The sequence below is a fragment of the Pseudoalteromonas sp. NEC-BIFX-2020_002 genome, assembly GCF_013002825.1.
Lineage (GTDB): Bacteria > Pseudomonadota > Gammaproteobacteria > Enterobacterales > Alteromonadaceae > Pseudoalteromonas > Pseudoalteromonas neustonica.
The window spans coordinates 20,729-39,197 of the sequence record NZ_JABEPJ010000013.1 but is presented as its reverse complement, the minus strand read 5'-3'; the positions used below and the strand labels follow the sequence as shown (position 1 = coordinate 39,197).

Annotated in this window: 18 protein-coding genes and 1 other RNA gene; 10 read left to right on the top strand and 9 right to left on the bottom strand. The window is 40.0% G+C overall.

Going from position 1 to position 18,469, the window contains the following annotated elements; genetic code table 11:
* Positions 1-24: 24 nt before the first annotated feature.
* Positions 25-483: a division/cell wall cluster transcriptional repressor MraZ gene (gene mraZ / locus HJP15_RS14830; protein WP_170174066.1), complete on the bottom strand. Its 459-nt coding sequence runs from the start codon at positions 481-483 to the stop codon at positions 25-27.
* A gap of 566 nt (positions 484-1,049) precedes the next feature.
* Here mraZ and HJP15_RS14825 point away from each other — a divergent pair.
* From HJP15_RS14825 to HJP15_RS14810, 4 genes are all read left to right on the top strand, one after another.
* On the top strand, positions 1,050-1,388 hold the full coding sequence (locus HJP15_RS14825; RefSeq protein WP_054206646.1) for a hypothetical protein: 339 nt from the start codon (positions 1,050-1,052) through the stop codon (positions 1,386-1,388).
* A 5-nt stretch (positions 1,389-1,393) separates the two neighbouring features.
* The gene (locus HJP15_RS14820) at positions 1,394-1,837 is read left to right on the top strand and encodes a phage holin family protein (protein WP_054206647.1); all 444 of its coding nucleotides are present in this window, start codon (positions 1,394-1,396) and stop codon (positions 1,835-1,837) included.
* Positions 1,838-1,857: 20 nt separating this feature from the next.
* Complete coding sequence (locus HJP15_RS14815) at positions 1,858-2,115, top strand: hypothetical protein (RefSeq protein WP_054206648.1); 258 nt, start codon at positions 1,858-1,860, stop codon at positions 2,113-2,115.
* A 355-nt stretch (positions 2,116-2,470) separates the two neighbouring features.
* On the top strand, positions 2,471-5,479 hold the full coding sequence (locus HJP15_RS14810; protein ID WP_170174087.1) for a bifunctional diguanylate cyclase/phosphodiesterase: 3,009 nt from the start codon (positions 2,471-2,473) through the stop codon (positions 5,477-5,479).
* 262 nt (positions 5,480-5,741) lie between these two features.
* Here HJP15_RS14810 and HJP15_RS14805 read toward each other — a convergent pair whose 3' ends face one another.
* The gene (locus HJP15_RS14805) at positions 5,742-6,716 is read right to left on the bottom strand and encodes a YihY/virulence factor BrkB family protein (protein ID WP_054206650.1); all 975 of its coding nucleotides are present in this window, start codon (positions 6,714-6,716) and stop codon (positions 5,742-5,744) included.
* A 136-nt stretch (positions 6,717-6,852) separates the two neighbouring features.
* Between HJP15_RS14805 and HJP15_RS14800 the strand changes: the two genes are divergently transcribed.
* Both HJP15_RS14800 and HJP15_RS14795 read left to right on the top strand, forming a co-directional pair.
* Positions 6,853-7,968 (top strand): mechanosensitive ion channel family protein, encoded by a 1,116-nt coding sequence (locus HJP15_RS14800; RefSeq protein ID WP_170174065.1) that lies wholly within the window; start codon positions 6,853-6,855, stop codon positions 7,966-7,968.
* A 245-nt stretch (positions 7,969-8,213) separates the two neighbouring features.
* Positions 8,214-8,882, top strand: a complete 669-nt coding sequence (locus HJP15_RS14795; protein WP_170174064.1) for a DUF1275 family protein — start codon at positions 8,214-8,216, stop codon at positions 8,880-8,882.
* 192 nt (positions 8,883-9,074) lie between these two features.
* On the opposite strand, the gene rnpB is transcribed toward HJP15_RS14795, so the two are convergent.
* Both rnpB and rsmI read right to left on the bottom strand, forming a co-directional pair.
* Positions 9,075-9,454: RNase P RNA component class A (gene rnpB, locus HJP15_RS14790), an RNA gene on the bottom strand.
* A gap of 41 nt (positions 9,455-9,495) precedes the next feature.
* Positions 9,496-10,353, bottom strand: a complete 858-nt coding sequence (gene rsmI / locus HJP15_RS14785) for a 16S rRNA (cytidine(1402)-2'-O)-methyltransferase (RefSeq protein ID WP_054204386.1) — start codon at positions 10,351-10,353, stop codon at positions 9,496-9,498.
* Positions 10,354-10,414: 61 nt separating this feature from the next.
* Here rsmI and HJP15_RS14780 point away from each other — a divergent pair, with 61 nt between their 5' ends.
* Genes HJP15_RS14780 through dolP form a run of 4 tightly spaced genes read left to right on the top strand, consistent with a single transcriptional unit; the run spans position 10,415 to position 13,860 of the window.
* Positions 10,415-12,292, top strand: coding sequence for a penicillin-binding protein activator (locus HJP15_RS14780; RefSeq protein ID WP_064435743.1), 1,878 nt, complete (start codon positions 10,415-10,417; stop codon positions 12,290-12,292).
* Between the two features lie 41 nt (positions 12,293-12,333).
* Entirely contained in the window at positions 12,334-12,705 is a 372-nt protein-coding gene (locus tag HJP15_RS14775) for a YraN family protein (protein ID WP_054204388.1), read from the top strand.
* 1 nt (position 12,706) lies between these two features.
* On the top strand, positions 12,707-13,294 hold the full coding sequence (locus tag HJP15_RS14770) for an SIS domain-containing protein (RefSeq protein WP_054204389.1): 588 nt from the start codon (positions 12,707-12,709) through the stop codon (positions 13,292-13,294).
* Positions 13,294-13,860: a division/outer membrane stress-associated lipid-binding lipoprotein gene (gene dolP, locus HJP15_RS14765; protein ID WP_054204390.1), complete on the top strand. Its 567-nt coding sequence runs from the start codon at positions 13,294-13,296 to the stop codon at positions 13,858-13,860. Before HJP15_RS14770 ends, dolP begins: the two co-directional genes overlap by 1 nt.
* 336 nt (positions 13,861-14,196) lie before the next feature.
* Here dolP and HJP15_RS14760 read toward each other — a convergent pair whose 3' ends face one another.
* From HJP15_RS14760 to petA, 5 genes are all read right to left on the bottom strand, one after another.
* Positions 14,197-14,640, bottom strand: a complete 444-nt coding sequence (locus tag HJP15_RS14760; protein WP_054204391.1) for a ClpXP protease specificity-enhancing factor — start codon at positions 14,638-14,640, stop codon at positions 14,197-14,199.
* On the bottom strand, positions 14,640-15,266 hold the full coding sequence (sspA, locus tag HJP15_RS14755; protein WP_054204392.1) for a stringent starvation protein SspA: 627 nt from the start codon (positions 15,264-15,266) through the stop codon (positions 14,640-14,642). Before sspA ends, HJP15_RS14760 begins: the two co-directional genes overlap by 1 nt.
* A gap of 79 nt (positions 15,267-15,345) precedes the next feature.
* Entirely contained in the window at positions 15,346-16,089 is a 744-nt protein-coding gene (locus HJP15_RS14750) for a cytochrome c1 (RefSeq protein WP_054204393.1), read from the bottom strand.
* The gene (locus HJP15_RS14745; RefSeq protein WP_054204394.1) at positions 16,086-17,351 is read right to left on the bottom strand and encodes a cytochrome b; all 1,266 of its coding nucleotides are present in this window, start codon (positions 17,349-17,351) and stop codon (positions 16,086-16,088) included. The genes HJP15_RS14750 and HJP15_RS14745 overlap by 4 nt, the downstream gene beginning before the upstream one ends.
* Positions 17,351-17,941, bottom strand: a complete 591-nt coding sequence (gene petA, locus HJP15_RS14740) for a ubiquinol-cytochrome c reductase iron-sulfur subunit (protein WP_054204395.1) — start codon at positions 17,939-17,941, stop codon at positions 17,351-17,353. Before petA ends, HJP15_RS14745 begins: the two co-directional genes overlap by 1 nt.
* Positions 17,942-18,469: the final 528 nt, after the last annotated feature.

The window sequence follows — 18,469 nt, the reverse complement described above, 5'->3', positions numbered from 1 at the left end:
TTTTTTGCCTTTTTTATTGTGTGATCAGAGCGAGAAATTATCTAAATCAGGGGTTGATTCAAAATCACCGAGTCGCTCTATTTCGGTGTCTTGTCGCATTTGCTCATGCCAACGCTCTTCATCCCAGATCTCAAATTTATTCATCAAACCGACCAACATGATTTTTTTGCCTAAATCTGCATGAGACCGTAACGACGGTGCCAATAGTATTCGGCCATTTTTATCTAGTTGGTACTCAGTTGCATTACCTAACAACATTCGTTGCATGCGTCGTGCACGTGGATTCATATTGGAAATTTTAGCTAATCGATCTTCGATATGTTGCCACTGTGCTAATGGATACAACCATAAGCAGGGCTCATTCAATGCCACAGTACAGATCACAGTCCCCTGATCTTCAGACAATAACGAGTCTCGGTATTTAGTAGGTACCGCAAATCGCCCTTTGTCATCCAAACTCAGTGAACTCGCACCGCGAAACATATAAAACCTATTCTAATAATTTATAATTAACCGATTTCGATTACTTTGATCCAATTTGATCCACTAAAAACCACTTTTTACCACAGTGCTCCAGTTTAGGGCTTGACAAGGAGTTTTGTCAAGTCAGCAAAATCCTATAATTGACTGTTAAAGCCAGAAAAAATAAGGGCTCGCGCAAAGCTACTGAATTACGTGGGAAAATGTGGAGAACAATAAAAAAATAAATTTGATCATCAAATTCAGTAAACTTTTCACCGCTGATGTAGACTGAATAATCTATGAATAATTACAAATATTTCCCTTCTTAATCCCTCATGCTTTAATTGTTTCGATTAAAGTTTAAACAAATCAACATTATTCTCTCACTGAAGTTGTGAATGTCTGCATTTGTAATCACTTTGTAAAATTTACCATTACAGTGAAACTGTTACTCACTCATAATTTTAAATATTATGTATTTGTCTGAACGAAAACCGTAATACACTGATTTTAAATAATAATATAAAAATAATATGGCTGGTCTAAAGCTTGCTTATTCTAAAGCACGATTAATTTATTAAGGAATAATGATGACTACATCAGCAACTAACTCAACAACGGCAACCAATAGTAAAGCAACTGTAAACTCAGCAGTGCCTGAAGCACCATTAACAGAGAAAGCAACGTCAGCAGCTCATCAAGCTGTTGATACATTGTCTTCAAAAGCAGCTGCTGCAGAATTAAACATTCGCAAAGGCGCATCTACTTCAGCAGAAACTTTATCTGAAAAGCAAAAACTAGCGCAAGATAAGATCACTGAATACAGTGGTAAAACACGCAAGTTAGCGTCTGAAAACCCGTTAGCGACAGCAGGTATTGCATTTGCTGCTGGTATGTTAGTAACCGCGCTAATTCGTCGTAAGTAGCCGTTATGGACCAAGATACCGATACGGTAAATAAGCAGCATCGTGCCACTGATCCAGCCGCTAAAAGCGCTGATCAGTGGCAAGATCACCTTGTTAAACTTTCGCAGTATGGTGAGCAAATTTATCAGGACTATCGCCAACAAGCTGGTACGTGCAAAGAGCTAGCAAGTGCAGAATGGCGACTATCTACACGCTCATTAGCGTTGACCATTATTTTATTGGTTAGCTTTGCTGGAGGCTTAGTATTACTGTGGGCTGGTTTATTGGCAACAATCGGGCTCGCTATTTTTGCATTCAGTCAATCTATTTGGCTCAGCGCGGCTTGTTTAATTGTTTTACAGTTACTGTGTTTAGCATGGCTGTGGAAAAATATTGGCTACATTAGTGAAAAAATTGGATTTGACAAAACAGCACGTAGTATCAAACAGCTGCTTAACATCAATAAGTAATAAATTTCTTGGAGCTTGTTATGATCATTGATTACTTCATTCAAAAGCCGAACCGTAAAGTCACCCATTTAAGTCAAAAAATGGATGCTCTCGATGGCTTAAAAAAGCAACATCAGCAAGCATTTAACTACCGACTAAAGCGATTTTTAGTAAGTAATGTAGGTATTGGAAGTGCATTTACAGCAGGTGCTGGGTATCAAGCCCTTAAATCTAGTGAGAAGCACAAAAGTACCGCTAGCAAAATAAGTAAACTAACGTGGCTACTGCGTTTACTATAATAAAGTACGCGCCATCAAAATACCTTATTGAATTTCAATCAATGATATTACTTAATTATAAAATGGGTAATAACACATCAACTATACGATTATTTAAATTCAACAATAACTTATCATTATTTAAAGGGCTTTGATGCACCAAAATTAGTAACATTGTATTATATAAAGTAACATCAATCATTCGTTTTAAATGAATATTCACTTAACCTTATATAATACGTGGTTATTTTTTACATTATTGGCTACAATTTTGAATTGAGTGCAAAGTTAGAAGAGTATCATCATTTTTTCGTCGTCATTAAAACATCGCCTTTACCGTTTGTTTATATTGTTAAGCTTGCCTGGTATTGTCGTGATGCTGTTTAGCCTTTGGCATGCAAAGGAAACTGCACTACAGGAGAGTCGCTTTCAGGCATTAGCTATTGCTGAACAACTTGCCACCCAACAGACTGAGATACTTAACGAAATTGAAATATTCACAACACAATTAGCCAGCTTAAAAGATTTTAGCTCACCGCTTATATCCGAATGCCCGTATTACTTAACAAAAGTCCAAGCACTTAAGCCTGAAATTGCGAATATTGGTATTACTAACTTAAAAGGTGATCCACAATGTTTATTAAAAGGCGTTAAGGAAGAGATCAACATTGCTGATCGTGAATACTTTCAAAATGCGCTAGAAACTAAAAATTTTGCGATTGGTTTTTTTCAAAAAGATCGTAGCTTAGATACATTAACTGTAAACTTTGCTTACCCACTTTTAGATGATAAACAAACACCATATGGCGCTGTTGTTACAGTAATAACATTAGATTGGTGGAGCCAAAAACTCGCAAACTTCCACTTACCACCCAATGCAATTGCAGTCATCACGGATAGCCATGGCCGAATTATTGCCAATTATCCCAATGATCCTAGTTTATTTGGCGCAAATGTTAGTCATTATGGTTTTAGTATTGAGCAACCAGCAGTAAACAACATTGTTGATTTTAAAGGTGTAAACCATGTTTTACATAGTCAAGTAATGTACCAAGATGAAGTGAAAAACACCTTAAATGTGTATGTTGCGATCCCCTTTAACAATGCAATAAAAGAAGCCAATCATCTATTTTTAAATACTATTTTTGCTTTTATTTTCATGATTTTTATATTGTGCATATTTGCCCATATACGATTAAAGCAATCAGTATTAACACCCATTGCCCGCCTAACTACGGCGATTAAAGAACTGGCATCTGGACAATTACCAAAGCAATTTAGCCTAAACAGCCCTGAGCTAAACACGTTATACACACACTTTGAAGAAATGGCACAAACGCGCCTAAACGCAGAAGCTAATGTAAAACGCCAGCATGATGAACTAAGTAGCTTATTAAACGCTTTACCCGACATTTATATTAGGGTAAACGTTCATGGTGAAGTACTTAATTTAGGTGGCCAAATATCACAGCTCAACACCCCAGTTTTTACTCGTTCTAAACTACATTTACGCGATATTTTAGACGAAGAAAAAAGTAAGCAATTACTTAAAAATTTACCTGCAAAAAATGAAACCACCTATTTTGAGTTAACCGAAAATAACACCACTGCCGAGCATATTTTTGCGGTGCGTATTAGCGCAAAACAAAACAGCAATGAATACACTATAGTTTTACAAGATATTAGTGAACAAAAACAAGCTGCAAAAGCCTCTCACCTCGCCTCACTTGTTTATTCAAACAGCAGTGAAGGCATGGCGATCACTGATCCAAACGGCATGATTTTAGATGTAAATCCCGCTTTTTGTAAGGTAACCGAGTACCGTAAAGAAGAAGTACTGGGCAAAACCACCGCAATCTTAAGCTCAGGAAAACACACAAAAGCGTTTTATTATGCAATGTGGCAGGAAATACAAGAAACAGGACGCTGGCAAGGTGAAGTAATTAATCGACGTAAACATGGCGAACTGTTCACCGAATGGCTTACTATCGATACCGTATACGATGAATATCACCAACCCCAGCGCCGTGTTGCTATTTTTACTGATCTTACCGAGAAAAAAGCTGCGGATGATTTAATTTGGCACCAAACTCACTTTGATCATTTAACCAACCTGCCAAATAGAATTGAGTTAAAAGAACGACTAAATTTACGCCTCAGTACACATTGCAATCCCACAGAGCCGCTAGTGTTAATGTTACTAGATCTCGATCACTTTAAAGATATAAATGATACTTTAGGCCATTACTATGGTGATGAGTTACTTAAGCTCATTGCTACTCGGCTACAATATGCGATAGCTGATCTTGACTTTATTGCCCGCATTGGTGGTGATGAGTTTGTTATGGTGCATACCAAATTAGTAAGCGATGCTCATATTAAAAAGGTCGCCAATGATGTGCTCAAAGCGATGTCAAAACCATTCCATTTAGAGAATGAAGAAGTGTATATAGCAGCCAGTATCGGTATTGCAATTGCTCCAACTGATGGTGACACTTCTGAACTGCTGTTAAAAGCAGCCGATCAAGCTATGTATCAAGCCAAGCAAAATGGCCGAAACTGCTTTGCGTTTTTTAACTTAAATTTACGTGAGCAAGCACAAGCTAGAATGAATTTACTAAAAAACATTCGCAGAGGCATTGAGAAGCAACAATTTGATCTTTATTATCAACCTATTGTTGATCTTGATTCTGGGACGATCCACAAAGCTGAAGCCTTGATCCGCTGGTTACACCCAAGACAAGGAATTATTAGCCCCGCACAATTTATACCTCTTGCTGAAGAGTCTCGCTATATTAATCCTCTGGGACAATTTGTTTTCACTAGAGCATTACAAACACTTAATATATTACGCGAAAAAATAGACCCTAATTTTCAGCTAAGTATTAACGTCTCACCCGTACAATTTAGCTGCCTTGATAGTGGTATTGATCAATGGCCTGCGCTACTTGAAGCAGCCAATTTACCACCTAGCGCCATTGTGGCAGAGATCACCGAAGGACTAATGATCACGCCAGAGCATTTAACCCAACAAAGGCTCAAATCGCTAGTGCGTTCAGGTATGGAGCTTGCCTTAGATGATTTTGGTACTGGTTACTCATCCCTTGCTTATTTACAGCAAATGGACGCCGATTACCTAAAAATAGACAAATGCTTTGTTGATAACATTCATGCTAATAACCAAGAACTCGCGCTATGTAAGGCCATAATAACGATGGCGCACCAGTTTGGTTTAAAAGTGATCGCCGAAGGGATTGAAACAACCGAACAACGCCACCTATTAATGGAACTTGGCTGCGACTATGGCCAAGGATACTTATTTTCAAAACCATTACCTGAGCAAGAATTTATCGCCCTACTCAATAATTCAAAAACAAATGATTAGGGCGTGTTGACCTTTCGTGATTGATTTTGCAGCAGTATGTTTGGTATTTAGGCAAGGCAGAGCCTATGTCGTGTGGTTGTTCCCCATAAATAGGTGATAACGCAGTATAAATACCAAACATGCGCTGCCCAAAGGGTTCTTCCTAGGGGCGATTGACTCTTTGTTACTCGGTTTTTACTTAGCCCGCTAGGTTACAAACCTCGCGCCGCGATTAAATCGCCCCTAGGTTGAACAAATTTCAATCCACAAAGGTCAACACGCCCTAATCAACCCTATTTTTCTTTTGTAAGGTGGTTAGTCTGTCAGCCACAAAAGCGCCCCGTTCACCCACATCTTTAGCGGGGCCAATAGTGCTATCAAACATTGTTTGCTGCTCTGCGCATGCATTGATAGCTGCACCAAAAATGATAATATAAGCACTGATGTACAACCACATTAGCATGATCACAACGCCCCCCAATGAACCATAAGTTTCGTTATACGAAGCAAATTTAGCAACATAAAACGAAAATCCCAACGAAGCCACTATCCACAACACCATCGCAATTAAAGAACCCGGTGTTACCCAGCGCCATTTAGCCGCTTTTCTATGGGGCGCATAACGATACAAGCATGCCAATGCAAAATTAAAAACAAGCGCCAATAATGGCCATGAGACTAATTGAATGACAATATCGACCTGTTGAGTTAACCCAACCAAATTAAGTGCTATAGGTAAAATACCGATAATGAGCAGCGCGATGACTGCAACCATAATCGCACCCACCGAAAATATAAACCGTACAATCAATGCTTGAAAAAACGCCCGTTTATTATGCTCATGGTAAGTAATATTACATGCCGTAATTAATGCTTGGCAGCCTTTACTGCTACTCCATATAGCAAGCAACAAAGTACCTATGGCGCTTATACTTAAAGTGGTATGCGACTTTTGACTCACAGCAGTCACTTGTTCAAGCACAATGTCACGACTACTAGGCGGTAACAATGTGATAAATTGGCTTAAATGTGCTGATATTTCAGCTGGTGATGAAAAGTAAGCATAAACAGATACCAACGCAGCAATCGCAGGAAAAATAGCCAACAACGCATAAAATGCGACCCCCGCAGCCACAAACGATAAATTATCTTGTGACAAACTAACATAAACTCGCTTAGTAATGTCCCACCAACCAAGTATAGGTATAGAGGTAGGCGTACGAGCTTGATGACCTCTTTTATTTTTCGCAGTATGCATTTTATACCTCATCACATTTTAAACTGTGGTTAAAGTTAATACGTTTAACCTGCAACAAACTTGCCATTAAATTATGGTCTATTATTTGCACTTACACATCAACAATCAGACCTGCCACCGCAAGGGATTTGTATCAATGAATAATTTTTTTATATTTATAAATCAGTTTGTTAAGTTAATAGAGAAGGACTCAACCAAGCTGAAAGTAGAGCAGCCTTGGCAGTTCACAGCCCAAGGGTTCAGCGAGCAAATAACGTACTTTTTACAGACTACGGCGCAAATGTTACCCGCACTCATATTGGGTATACTTGCGATCGTAAGCTGTTATTTTTTAGCAAAGCCCTTATCTTACTTATTACTTAAGCCTTTAGGGTACGTAAGTGAAAGCCGCTTGTTGCATGTAGTCACAAGACGGTTCATTAGTACTTTAATCATATTATTTGGCATTTATTTATTTTTAAGGCTCGCTGGTTTAACTCAATTTGCCGTCGCGGTAATGAGCGGAACAGGCCTTCTCGGTTTAATTTTAGGGTTTGCATTTAGGGATATCGCCGAAAACTTTATTTCAAGCATGTTACTAAGCGTACAACGCCCTTTTAAAATAGACGACGTTATTGAGGTAGACGGTCGCCTAGGTGTTGTAAAAAAAGTAACTGCGCGTGCAACAACCCTTGTTGATTTTGATGGTAACCATATACAAATACCTAACGCGAGCGTTTATAAAAATGTTATTAAAAACTTAACAGCAAACCCCAAAATGCGAGGTCATTTCTCAATAGGAATTGGCTACGATAATGATATTCGCACCGCACAAAGCCTTGCTATTAGCACAATATCAGAGCAAACCGCAGTGCTTAGCGATCCACCCCCTCAAGTATTAGTTGATAACTTAGGCTCAGCCACCATCAACTTTACCGTGTACTTTTGGGTCAATAGCGAACAACATAGTGTTGTAAAAGTAGCTTCACAACTCATGCGAGAATTAATCAATAACTTTACTCAACATCAAATAAGCATGCCTGACGATGCCAGAGAACGCGTACTGCTTAATAGCCAAGGTGAAGATATTTACCCCCCAGCAATAGCACCTAAAACAGCGGCAACAGAAACCACAAACACGAAACCCCACATTAAAAAACGTGCAACAACACAGCATGAACACGGTATTGACGATGTAAGCAGTGATACTGATGATATTCGCGAACAAGCCGATGAATCTCGTGATCCCGAACAAGGTAATAATATTATTTAAATTTTAAAGGGTTAAAAAATAGCGGTACTTCACTATAAAACAGCAGACACAAAAATGGACGTAGATTATTTACTTTCAAAACCAATAGCGGAACAGGCGTTTTTGGCACTTGCAAAAAGCGCGCAATCCTTGAATAAAAAGCCGTTGAATACGAATTGAATGGACGCAAAAATTAGATTCAGGTTGTGTAATAAATAACTAACTGATAGGTTATTTATATACTCATTTTAATATAACTATTAACTGTGATTTCAAAATTACCTCGTTGGGTAGAGGCTGGATCTTTTTTACTTGCTCTGGTTGCAGGGCTTGTCAATTCGATTGGGTTATTAGGCTTCAAACATCAATCAATTTCGCACCTATCTGGCACCGCAACTCAACTTGGCACCAGCTTTATTATCACTAATGTGGCTGACACCTTACATTTAATTTTTATTTTGCTTAGCTTTATTATCGGTGCAGCACTATCAGGCGCATTTTTACCAAGTGGCGCACTTAAACTCAGCCATAACTACAGCGGCTTACTATTATTTGAAGCACTATTACTGGCCGGTTCAGTGTATTTTCTATCTGATAGTTCAATGATCGGCCACTACCTAGCATCCGCAGCATGTGGGTTACAAAATGCATTAGCCACAACTTATAGCGGCGCAGTTATTCGTACCACTCATGTTACCGGCATCTTTACTGATCTAGGGTTAATGCTTGGTGCAAAATTAAGAGGCGAATCATTTGATAGCCGAAAAGCACGATTATTCCTACTGATCATCTCAGGGTTTATTTTCGGCGGCACGTTAGGAGCCTATTCATTCCATTTTTATAAATTTAACGCACTCTTTATCCCCGCAACCATCTGCCTAGTATTAGCCCTCAGCTACTCAGTGTTTAAAGCTATCAATAGTAAAAAAACTTAAGTCATGTGCAGAAAGTAAATTAACGTTAATATGTATTAACGTTAGCCGCGTGACCAAATTGCCTTTTAAAGCTCACTTCTTTTGTAACCTGCCTAGAAACTCACTTTCACTCTTATGGCTTATGGCTAAAATCTGATAGCAAATTTCAAGCACAAAAAAGCCCGCAGCGTTAACTGCGGGCTTTTTATTGAATGAGTGAGTCAGCCTATAAGCCGGGTTTTGTCCTTTCCGAAGAAAGTGATAATCATTCGTCTAGGCCATAAATCGCTCTATGGCTCAAGCAACCTACCCGGTTCTCACGTGGGCCACGCGTTCATTATTTAAAATGATAGAACCCTATTTGGTCTTGCTCCGGGTGGAGTTTACCTTGCAACCAACTATTACTAGTGGCCCGGTGCGCTCTTACCGCACCCTTTCACCCTTACCAATCCGAAGATTGGCGGTCTCCTCTCTGCTGCACTTGTCGTGGGCTCGCGCCCCCCAGCCGTTAGCTGGCACCCTGCCCTATGGAGCCCGGACTTTCCTCCCCCTGATCATTTTCGTCACAGGCAGCGATCATCTTGGCTGACTCGGCGCGCATTATACCTGAGCTAAGCGGTATGTGCAGTAAGATTTATTCTTTTTCGTCGATAATTGTTTTATATAAGGCATTTTTCTTCATGCCGAAGTAATCAGCCACAATACCGCAGGCTTTTTTCATTGGCATTTCATTCTCAAGGAGCGCCAGCATTTTACGCGCCTCAGGTGGTACATCATCAACAAGCTTTGCTTTACCAGGCAACATGAGTACTATTTCACCGCGCTGCTTGGTTGGATCGTCAGTTAAAAATTGTTTAAGCTCGCTTACTGTGCCATTAAAAAAGGTTTCAAATGTTTTGGTTAGCTCTTTAGCAAATACAACCTGCTGATCGCTGCCAAGCGCAGCTTCTAAATCGTCAAGGCTGGCCATTATACGATGCGTGCTTTCGTACATGATGCTGGTGATGTTGGAATTAACCGCATCAATGAAAAAATCTTGTCGCGCTTTACTTTTAGCGGGTGTAAAGCCAATAAACTGAAAACGATCAGTTGGTAAGCCTGAACAACATACGGCCGTAATTGCAGCACACGCACCTGGAATTGGCGTAACATGCGCACCTTGCTCTCGGCATAAGTTAACCACGGCATACCCTGGATCACTAATCAGCGGTGTGCCGGCATCCGATACCAACGCAATATTTAAACCTTGATTAAGTTGATCAATAATTTGTTGCGCTTTTTGCTTTTCGTTATGGTCATGCAAAGCAAACGTTTTTGCTTTAATCCCAAAATGACTGAGCAACTTGCCGGTGTGGCGAGTGTCTTCAGCAGCGATTAAGTCAACTTGCGATAATGTCGCGATTGCGCGCTGACTTAAATCGTCAAAATTGCCGATTGGGGTGGCTACAATGTAAAGAGTGCCGATTTTCTGTGAATTCTCCTCATTTAACATTGAGGTCTCCTGCGTCAGTCAGTAATATAAGCAAATCGCGTTAACGTATTGGGAAATCATTGTGCGACTTAAACTTGTTAGTCTATTAATCATATTGTCAGGGTTATCGGCCTGTAGTACAACCGAAAAACCGACTAAAACCACTGAAAACCTCAGTTCAGCTAATAGCACCACACAAATTCAAGCGACTGATGCACAATCTATGTACCAAATTGCTTTGAATCGCCAAGGTGCTGATAAAATTCAGCTACTGTACAGTGCTCGTGACGCAGCAATAACTGAACAAAGCTGGCCACTATTGGAACAAGTGTGTATCGAACTTGAGCGTACTCCGAGTGTTGATCAGGTACAAAACAAGCTTTACATCGCATTTGCACAAAAGCAGCAAAACAAGAACACTTTGGCGCTTGAAATCCTCGCCAGTTTAGATTCACAACTAACGCAGCCCGAACACTTTGCATGGCACCAGTATCTAACAGCCAGTATTTACGCATCACAAAATTTACCTAAAGACGCGATGCCTTACTTTTTTAGGGCGTCAGAGACTGCAAGTAAAAATAACTTAACCATACCGCAGTTAAACAAAGGGTTATGGGAAAACTTAAAACAGCTTTCATCTTACGCGCTTGAACGCTTTAACCGCGGCTCTGTTGTTCAACAAGGTTGGGTTAATTTAGCTTTATATCATTTAGTGTATTTAGGCGCACCTGTTGAATTGGATCAGGCAATTAATAATTGGCAGCGACGCTATCCAACTCACCCTGCGATAGATGTATTGCCTAAGAAAGCGGCCGCACTTATAGCTATTGCCCCCTTAGATATTGAACGTTTAGTAGTGCTAATTCCTCAGTCAGGTGCAAATGAACGATTAGGTGATGCATTAAAAGCAGGTATTTTAGGTGCGCTAGATAGCTCACCGATTCAAGAGACCATTTTTATTGATGAAATGCTTAGTCCCTCAGAAATAACAGCTAAGCTTAGCGAGATTAAACCAAACTTTGTGATTGGCCCATTACTCAAAGGTAACATTGATAAACTTGTGGCTAATCAAGCTCTGCAAAGCTATCCAACTTTACATTTAAATTCATTTGATGGCGAACGCACATCAACTCAGCATTATTTCTTTGCACTTAATCCTGAGCATGAAGTTCAGCAAGCGCTGGAACACTTTTTAGCAATGGGTTACCAAAAACCGATGTTGCTTGCGCCAAATAACGGTGCTGGTCAACGGTTAGTTGAGTACTTTAATGTTCAGTGGCAACGCTATAGTGAAACAAAACCAGAAGTCGGTTTATACGATGATAAAAAGGACATGCCTACAACGATAACCAGCTTACTCGAAGTGGATAAATCGAAGGAGCGAATCAGCACAGTAAAATCATTATTTAAACAAGAAGTTGAAAGCGAAACTCGATCTCGTCGTGATATTGATGTTATTTATATCCTAGGTGATGCCATGGAAACCCGTTTGCTCAAACCTTATTTAGATGTAAATGTAAGTACCTTTGCTGAACGGATCCCACTTTACGCAAGTTCAAAAAGTCATAGTAAACAAATTGATAAAACTGATAAAGGTGACTTAGATGGTTTGTACTTTACTGAGTTACCGTGGATGCTAAGTGACCAGATATCAAAGCAAGCCTTACGTCAGCAATATAATACTTTATGGCCTGATCAAGCTGATATAAGCCAACGATTATTTGCGATGGCCTATGACTCCGTAGCAATGCTTAGTGATATTACACAGTTGAGTATGATCCCTGGTAAGCAGTTCAGTGGTTTAACAGGCCAATTAAGCATTACTAGCGATGGCCAAATTAACCGTCATTTGAATTGGGCTCAATACAAAAACAAGCAAATTAGCGCCGTGCAACTTAAAACACATGCACCGATCCCATTATTTATGCAAACAGCAAGTGACCAAATGGGGAGTGAGTAGCTATAATCCTGATTTGAGGCCAGCAAAATAAGGATGTTGTGATGTCTTGGTTTAAACAACTATGGCAAAATAGCCGTGAAAAAGGTCAGTATTACGAGTTACAAGCGCAAAAGTATTTAGAAGAACAAGGTTTAATAGCCATTGAGCGCAACTATAACTGCCCCTACGGCGAACTAGATGTGATAATGCGTGATGGTGATACATTAGTATTTGTTGAAGTGAAGTTTCGCAGTAGCCACATAAAAGGCGGCGCGCTGCATGCACTTGGTAAACAAAAACAGCAACGTTTAAAACGTACAATTTATCATTATTTAGCATTTAAAAAACTGAGTAATCAAGCGCTCAGAATTGACTTTGTCGCAATAACCGGCGAAGTGCCGCAACAACTTAATTGGATAAAAAACGTATTTTAATATGCAAGATACAATAAAAGAAATTTTTACAGAAAGTATTCAAGTGCAGATTGCTGCAGGTGAAGTTTTGCCTAGTGCGTTAGAAAGCGCCGCATTCACAATTGCGCAAAGCTTAATCAATGGTAATAAATTGATTTTTTGCGGCACAGCAAGCTGTCATATGCTGGCTCAACACATGGCTGGTGTGTTGATTAATTTTTATGAAACAGAACGCCCGTGCCTACCTGCAATTGCGTTATCGCAAGAGCATATTAACTTAGGTCAAACGAGCCAAAGTGACGAACAAGATACATTTGCTCGCCAAGTGCGTGCGTTTGCACAACAAGGTGATTTATTGCTGGTACTGGCCATTAATGGTAATGAAAAGAATATTATTTCTGCGGTTGAGGCTGCGTTAACTAAAGATATGAAAGTGATCGTTTTAGTTGGTGATGATGGTGGTGAATTAGCAGGCTTGCTTGGCGCAAATGATGTTGAGATCCGCGTACCATCAAAGCGCCCTAGTCGCATTATAGAGTCACACTTAGTTAACCTTCATTGCCTAAGTGAGCTAATCGATTTAACCCTATTTCCACAGGATGAAAGTTAATGCTCAAGCACTCACTTATTATTATCAGTACAGTTTTATTTTTACAAGGTTGCGCCGTTGCCGTTGTTGCAGGAACTGCTGGCGCAGTAACTGCAGCGAATGATCGCCGAACTTTGGGTTCGCAAATAGATGATAACAACATCGAGATCAAAGCTAACTTATCTATAAATGAGATACCACGCTTAGCAGATCATGCCAATATAAGCGCTGTAAGCGTTAATGGCATTGTTTTATTGATAGGGCAAGTTGCCAATCAAGAAATGAAAAATGAAGCCCATCGTGCGATTGAGACAGTAATAGGCATACGTAAGATCCATAATCAGATTCGTATCGGTTCTAATATTAGCATTAGCACAAAAACACACGATTCGTGGTTAACATCAAAAGTAAAAACAAAGCTACTTACTACCGATAATATTAGTAGTAATAACATCAAAGTAATTACTGAAAATGGCGAAGTTTTCTTAATGGGTTTAGTCTCCAACTCCGAGGCTAACACGGCTGTAAGCGTTGCCCGTAACGTATCTGGTGTTGAACGTGTAATTAAAGTGTTTGAGTATTTGTAAAGGTATCAGGTTCGAGGAGTTTAAAAGCCTTGCAGTTAATATCGCAAGGTTTTTTAATCCCTGTAGGCGGGAGTTTACCTCGCGCATCTTCACTAAAAAACGCGGGGTAAACAATCAACCTTAACCCGGCTTCTAGCAGCTCGTCGCCTATGAACTTTAACACCACCTGCGCGGTATAAACCCCCGCCTACGCAAACATAAATCCCTATGCGCCCGCAGCCGGGAGTTTACCTTGCACCTAGTTACTTCCCTAGCACCTTTGATTTTTACCTTTAATGCGCTTTTATACAGACATAAAAAAACCGCTACTTAGCGGTTTTTTTGTCAATTTACATATTATTTTACAACACGTAAATGCGAGCCTTTTTTATTATCTGGCTTAGGCGGTGTAGGTTCATCATCAGGGGTGAACCCATCGTCTAAATCAACACTTTCTAGCTCACCTACAAAATCGTCTTCGTCCTCTAAAAACTCATCTGCGGTAAACACTGTGCCTTCTCCGTTTTCGCGGGCATAAATAGCAAGCACTGCACCAATTGGCACATATACTTGCATTGGCTGACCACCAAATCGGGCGCTAAAGCTTAATTGCTGATTATCCATCGAAAACTGCGTGACAGCTGAAGGGCTAATATTAAGCACAATTTGACCATCTTGGATAAACTGTGTTGGTATTTGCACTGCAGGAAAATCAGCGTTTACCACTAAATGTGGCGTACACTGATTATCAACAATCCAATCAAAAAAAGCGCGGAGTAAATAAGGACGATTAGACGTCATTACAAACGGATCTCACGCTCAGCTTCAGTCAAAGAAGCTTGGAATGATTCACGCTCAAATAAACGGATCATGTATTCTTTCATTTCTTTAGAACCAGCACCATTAAGCTCAATACCAAGTTCAGGTAAACGCCATAGTAGTGGTGCTAAGTAGCAATCAACTAAACTGAATTCTTCACTCATAAAGTAAGGAGCTTCAGTAAAGATTGCTGCAACAGCTAGTAATGCTTCTGTCAGCTCTTTACGTGCTTGAGCAGCATCTGCGCCATTGCCATAAACTTTTGCAGCAAGGCTATACCAGTCCGTATCGATACGATGCATCATTAGACGGCTACGGCCACGCATTACCGGATATACAGGCATTAGTGGAGGATGAGGAAAACGTTCATCAAGGTATTCCATGATGATGTTTGCCTGATATAAACCTAACTCACGGTCAATCAGTGTTGGCACTGTACCGTAAGGGTTAATTTCATGAAGTGCTTCTGGCAGGTTGTCCTTTTCAGCCAGATGAATATCTACACTTACGCCTTTTTCAGCAAGTACAATACGTACTTGATGGCTATACATACAGTTAGCACCAGAAAAAAGGGTCATTACAGGGCGCTTATTGGCAGCTACGGCCATGCCTACCTCCATTAAATAACAAAAACAGCAATAGGGGCTTAAGCCCCTATTGCAAAATTACCTTTAAATATGTTCAAACTTAATGAACATCTCTCCAGTATTCTTTCTTAAGCATGAATGCCAAGATAAACAGGATAATTAAAAATCCGATTACCTTAAGACCTAACGCTTCTGAATCAAGACGTGAAGGTTCACCCACGTATTCGAGGAAGTTAGTTAAATCACGAGCCGCTTGGTCGTATTCATCCACACTCATTTCGCCCGACCCATCTGTTTCAGTGCCAATAACTTTAGTCACAGTGTGACCATGTTCTTCAACCTGTTCAGTAATAGGTGTTGGTAAGCCTTGCAATTCTTGAAGAACGTGAGGCATACCTACCGATGGGAAAACAATATTGTTTACGCCAAACGGACGAGATTCATCTTTATAAAATGATTTTAAATACGTATAAATATAATCCGGAGATTTTACACGTGCAATTAGAGTTAGATCCGGCGGAGCCGCACCAAACCATTTTGCTGCATCATCTTTTTCCATTGCATTGGTAATGTGACTACCGACTTTTGAACCATCAAAAATTAATTGTTCAAGACCTACTTCTGTAGGAATACCGATATCACGAAAAGTACGTTCATAACGCTGATACTCCATTTGGTGACAACCAAGGCAGTAGTTCATGAACAACTTAGCACCACGTTGCAACGAAGGCTGATCAGTTAGGTCATTTCCAGCTTCCATTAATGGAACCGAAGGACCCGCCGCCATTGCCGGCAATACGTTTATTGATAAAGCAAATAAACCGATAATTAGCTTTTTCATCATTTCGTCAACCTCTCTGGCAATGGCTTAGTTTTTTCATTCTTACTGTATACAAACAACAGCACGAAGAACATAAAGTAAGTCACAGTACAGACTTGCGAGATAATCGTTTTCATATCAGTTTGAGGAGTTGCACCCACCCAACCTAATAGAACGAAAGTAACCACAAAACCTGCAATATTCCATTTATGGAAGCCACAACGATAACGAACAGATTTAACTGTACCACGGTCAAGCCAAGGTAATAACGCAAGTACTACAATCGATGCGCCCATCGCAGCAACACCCATAAGTTTATCAGGGATTGCACGTAAGATTGCATAGAATGGCGTAAAGTACCACACTGGGAAAATATGCTCAGGAGTCTTAAGTGGATTTGCTGGCTCAAAGTTTGGCGCTTCTAAAAAGAACCCACCCATCGCTGGCATAAAGAACACAACCCAACAAAAGAAAATTAAGAAACCAACCACACCCACAATATCTTTTACTGTGTAGTAAGGATGGAACGGTATCGCATCAACAATGTCTTTCTTGTCAGTGTAATACTCATGGAATTTAAATTTAGGCTTATCTTCTTCAGCTACAGAGCCTTTCTTACGCTTGATTTCAACACCGTCAGGGTTATTTGAACCCACTTCGTGAAGTGCCACAATATGTAAGAATACTAAGATCACGATAACCAATGGCAATGCAATTACATGCAGTGCAAAGAAGCGGTTAAGCGTCGCACCAGATATTACATAATCACCACGGATCCAAAGCGTTAAGTCATCACCAATAACCGGAATAGCACCGAATAGTGAAATGATTACCTGTGCACCCCAAAACGACATTTGCCCCCAAGGTAATAAATACCCCATGAAAGCTTCAGCCATAAGTGCTAAGAAAATAAACATACCAAACAACCACAGTAATTCACGTGGTTTTTGATAAGAACCATAGATCATACCACGGAACATATGCAGATAAATAACGATGAAGAACGCTGACGCACCCGTTGAGTGCAAATAGCGTAATAACCAGCCGTATTCTACATCACGCATGATGTATTCTACTGACGCAAACGCGCCCTCAGCAGACGGAACATAGTTCATGGTTAACCAAATACCTGTAAGGATTTGGTTTACTAGCATTAACATGGCTAACGAGCCAAAGAAATACCAGAAATTAAAGTTTTTAGGTGCAGGATACTGTGCTATATGCATGTTCCAAACACGTGTCATTGGGATACGATCGTCGATCCAACCAATAATTTTACCAAACATTAGGCTACCCCTCTTTCTTCACCCACTAAAATAGTGGTCTCATCTAGAAAAGTATAAGGTGGTATTTCTAAGTTCAATGGAGCAGGTACCGATTGGAATACACGGCCAGCCATATCAAATTTAGAACCATGACATGGGCAGTAGAAACCGTCATCAGTTCCTTCTACCTTTTCACCAAATCCACCACTTAAAAACTGCGGTGAACATCCTAAATGCGTACAAATACCTACAGCGAGAAATATCTCTGGACGTAATGAACGGTAATCATTTGTTGATGATTCTAATTGTTGTGGCTCTTGCGATTGCGGATCACGAAGTTGACCTTCATGTTCTTTCATCTGCTCAAGCATTTTTGGGGTACGTGATACAACCCATACAGGTTTACCACGCCACTCGACACGTATTAATTGTCCAGGCTCAAGTTTGCTGATATCTACTTCTACAGGCGCACCCGCAGATTTAGCTCGCTCACTTGGATTCCAAGACGCAATAAAAGGAACAGCAGCCCCAGCCGCACCAACACCACCTACAACAGAGGTAGCTATGGTTAAAAAGCGACGTCGGCCATTGTCTACAGGCGCATTGCTCATCCACTTATCTCCACTATGATTCTCAACACTTGCCATATTGAGAACATCAGTTACAGCAGGTTAATTTTTCGAAATTTTAAAATAGAAGCGATCATAATTAAAACCCCTGACTAAAACAAGGTTATTAACAGCCTCATGCTCGAATAATCCCGACTTTATCAACTAATTGACTAAGTTAGCTCGAGCATAGAGCCGTCTCTATGATATGACTTTTACAAAAACAATATACTGACCAAGATCAACCTCACTAAGAGGAAGCAGAAAAACTGCACATGGTGCTGTTGAACTCACTCACATTACTTGCCAGACAATTGTAGCAAAAAAATTCATCAATTAACTGACGGATTTACACTAATTATGATAATTATTGAACTTTTTTTAGAGTTATACGCAGGAAAGGCAGTAGTAGGTTAATTATTAGGCGTATATTTAATACGAGTTTGCTGGTTACTTATAAAAAGTGCGAGTTTTCTAATACTGTAGATTTCTGTTTCAAAGGGTACACTGAGCTTTAAAGTATTCGTGGCG

Bases quoted from the DNA above. Each gene is read 5' to 3' on its own strand.
- mraZ (WP_170174066.1), bottom strand. From the start codon at position 483: ATGTTTCGCGGTGCGAGTTCACTGAGTTTGGATGACAAAGGGCGATTT.
- HJP15_RS14825 (WP_054206646.1), top strand. From the start codon at position 1,050: ATGATGACTACATCAGCAACTAACTCAACAACGGCAACCAATAGTAAA.
- HJP15_RS14820 (WP_054206647.1), top strand. From the start codon at position 1,394: ATGGACCAAGATACCGATACGGTAAATAAGCAGCATCGTGCCACTGAT.
- HJP15_RS14815 (WP_054206648.1), top strand. From the start codon at position 1,858: ATGATCATTGATTACTTCATTCAAAAGCCGAACCGTAAAGTCACCCAT.
- HJP15_RS14810 (WP_170174087.1), top strand. From the start codon at position 2,471: ATGCTGTTTAGCCTTTGGCATGCAAAGGAAACTGCACTACAGGAGAGT.
- HJP15_RS14805 (WP_054206650.1), bottom strand. From the start codon at position 6,716: ATGCATACTGCGAAAAATAAAAGAGGTCATCAAGCTCGTACGCCTACC.
- HJP15_RS14800 (WP_170174065.1), top strand. From the start codon at position 6,853: ATGAATAATTTTTTTATATTTATAAATCAGTTTGTTAAGTTAATAGAG.
- rsmI (WP_054204386.1), bottom strand. From the start codon at position 10,353: ATGTTAAATGAGGAGAATTCACAGAAAATCGGCACTCTTTACATTGTA.
- HJP15_RS14775 (WP_054204388.1), top strand. From the start codon at position 12,334: ATGTCTTGGTTTAAACAACTATGGCAAAATAGCCGTGAAAAAGGTCAG.
- HJP15_RS14770 (WP_054204389.1), top strand. From the start codon at position 12,707: ATGCAAGATACAATAAAAGAAATTTTTACAGAAAGTATTCAAGTGCAG.
- dolP (WP_054204390.1), top strand. From the start codon at position 13,294: ATGCTCAAGCACTCACTTATTATTATCAGTACAGTTTTATTTTTACAA.
- HJP15_RS14760 (WP_054204391.1), bottom strand. From the start codon at position 14,640: ATGACGTCTAATCGTCCTTATTTACTCCGCGCTTTTTTTGATTGGATT.
- sspA (WP_054204392.1), bottom strand. From the start codon at position 15,266: ATGGCCGTAGCTGCCAATAAGCGCCCTGTAATGACCCTTTTTTCTGGT.
- HJP15_RS14750 (WP_054204393.1), bottom strand. From the start codon at position 16,089: ATGATGAAAAAGCTAATTATCGGTTTATTTGCTTTATCAATAAACGTA.
- HJP15_RS14745 (WP_054204394.1), bottom strand. From the start codon at position 17,351: ATGTTTGGTAAAATTATTGGTTGGATCGACGATCGTATCCCAATGACA.
- petA (WP_054204395.1), bottom strand. From the start codon at position 17,941: ATGAGCAATGCGCCTGTAGACAATGGCCGACGTCGCTTTTTAACCATA.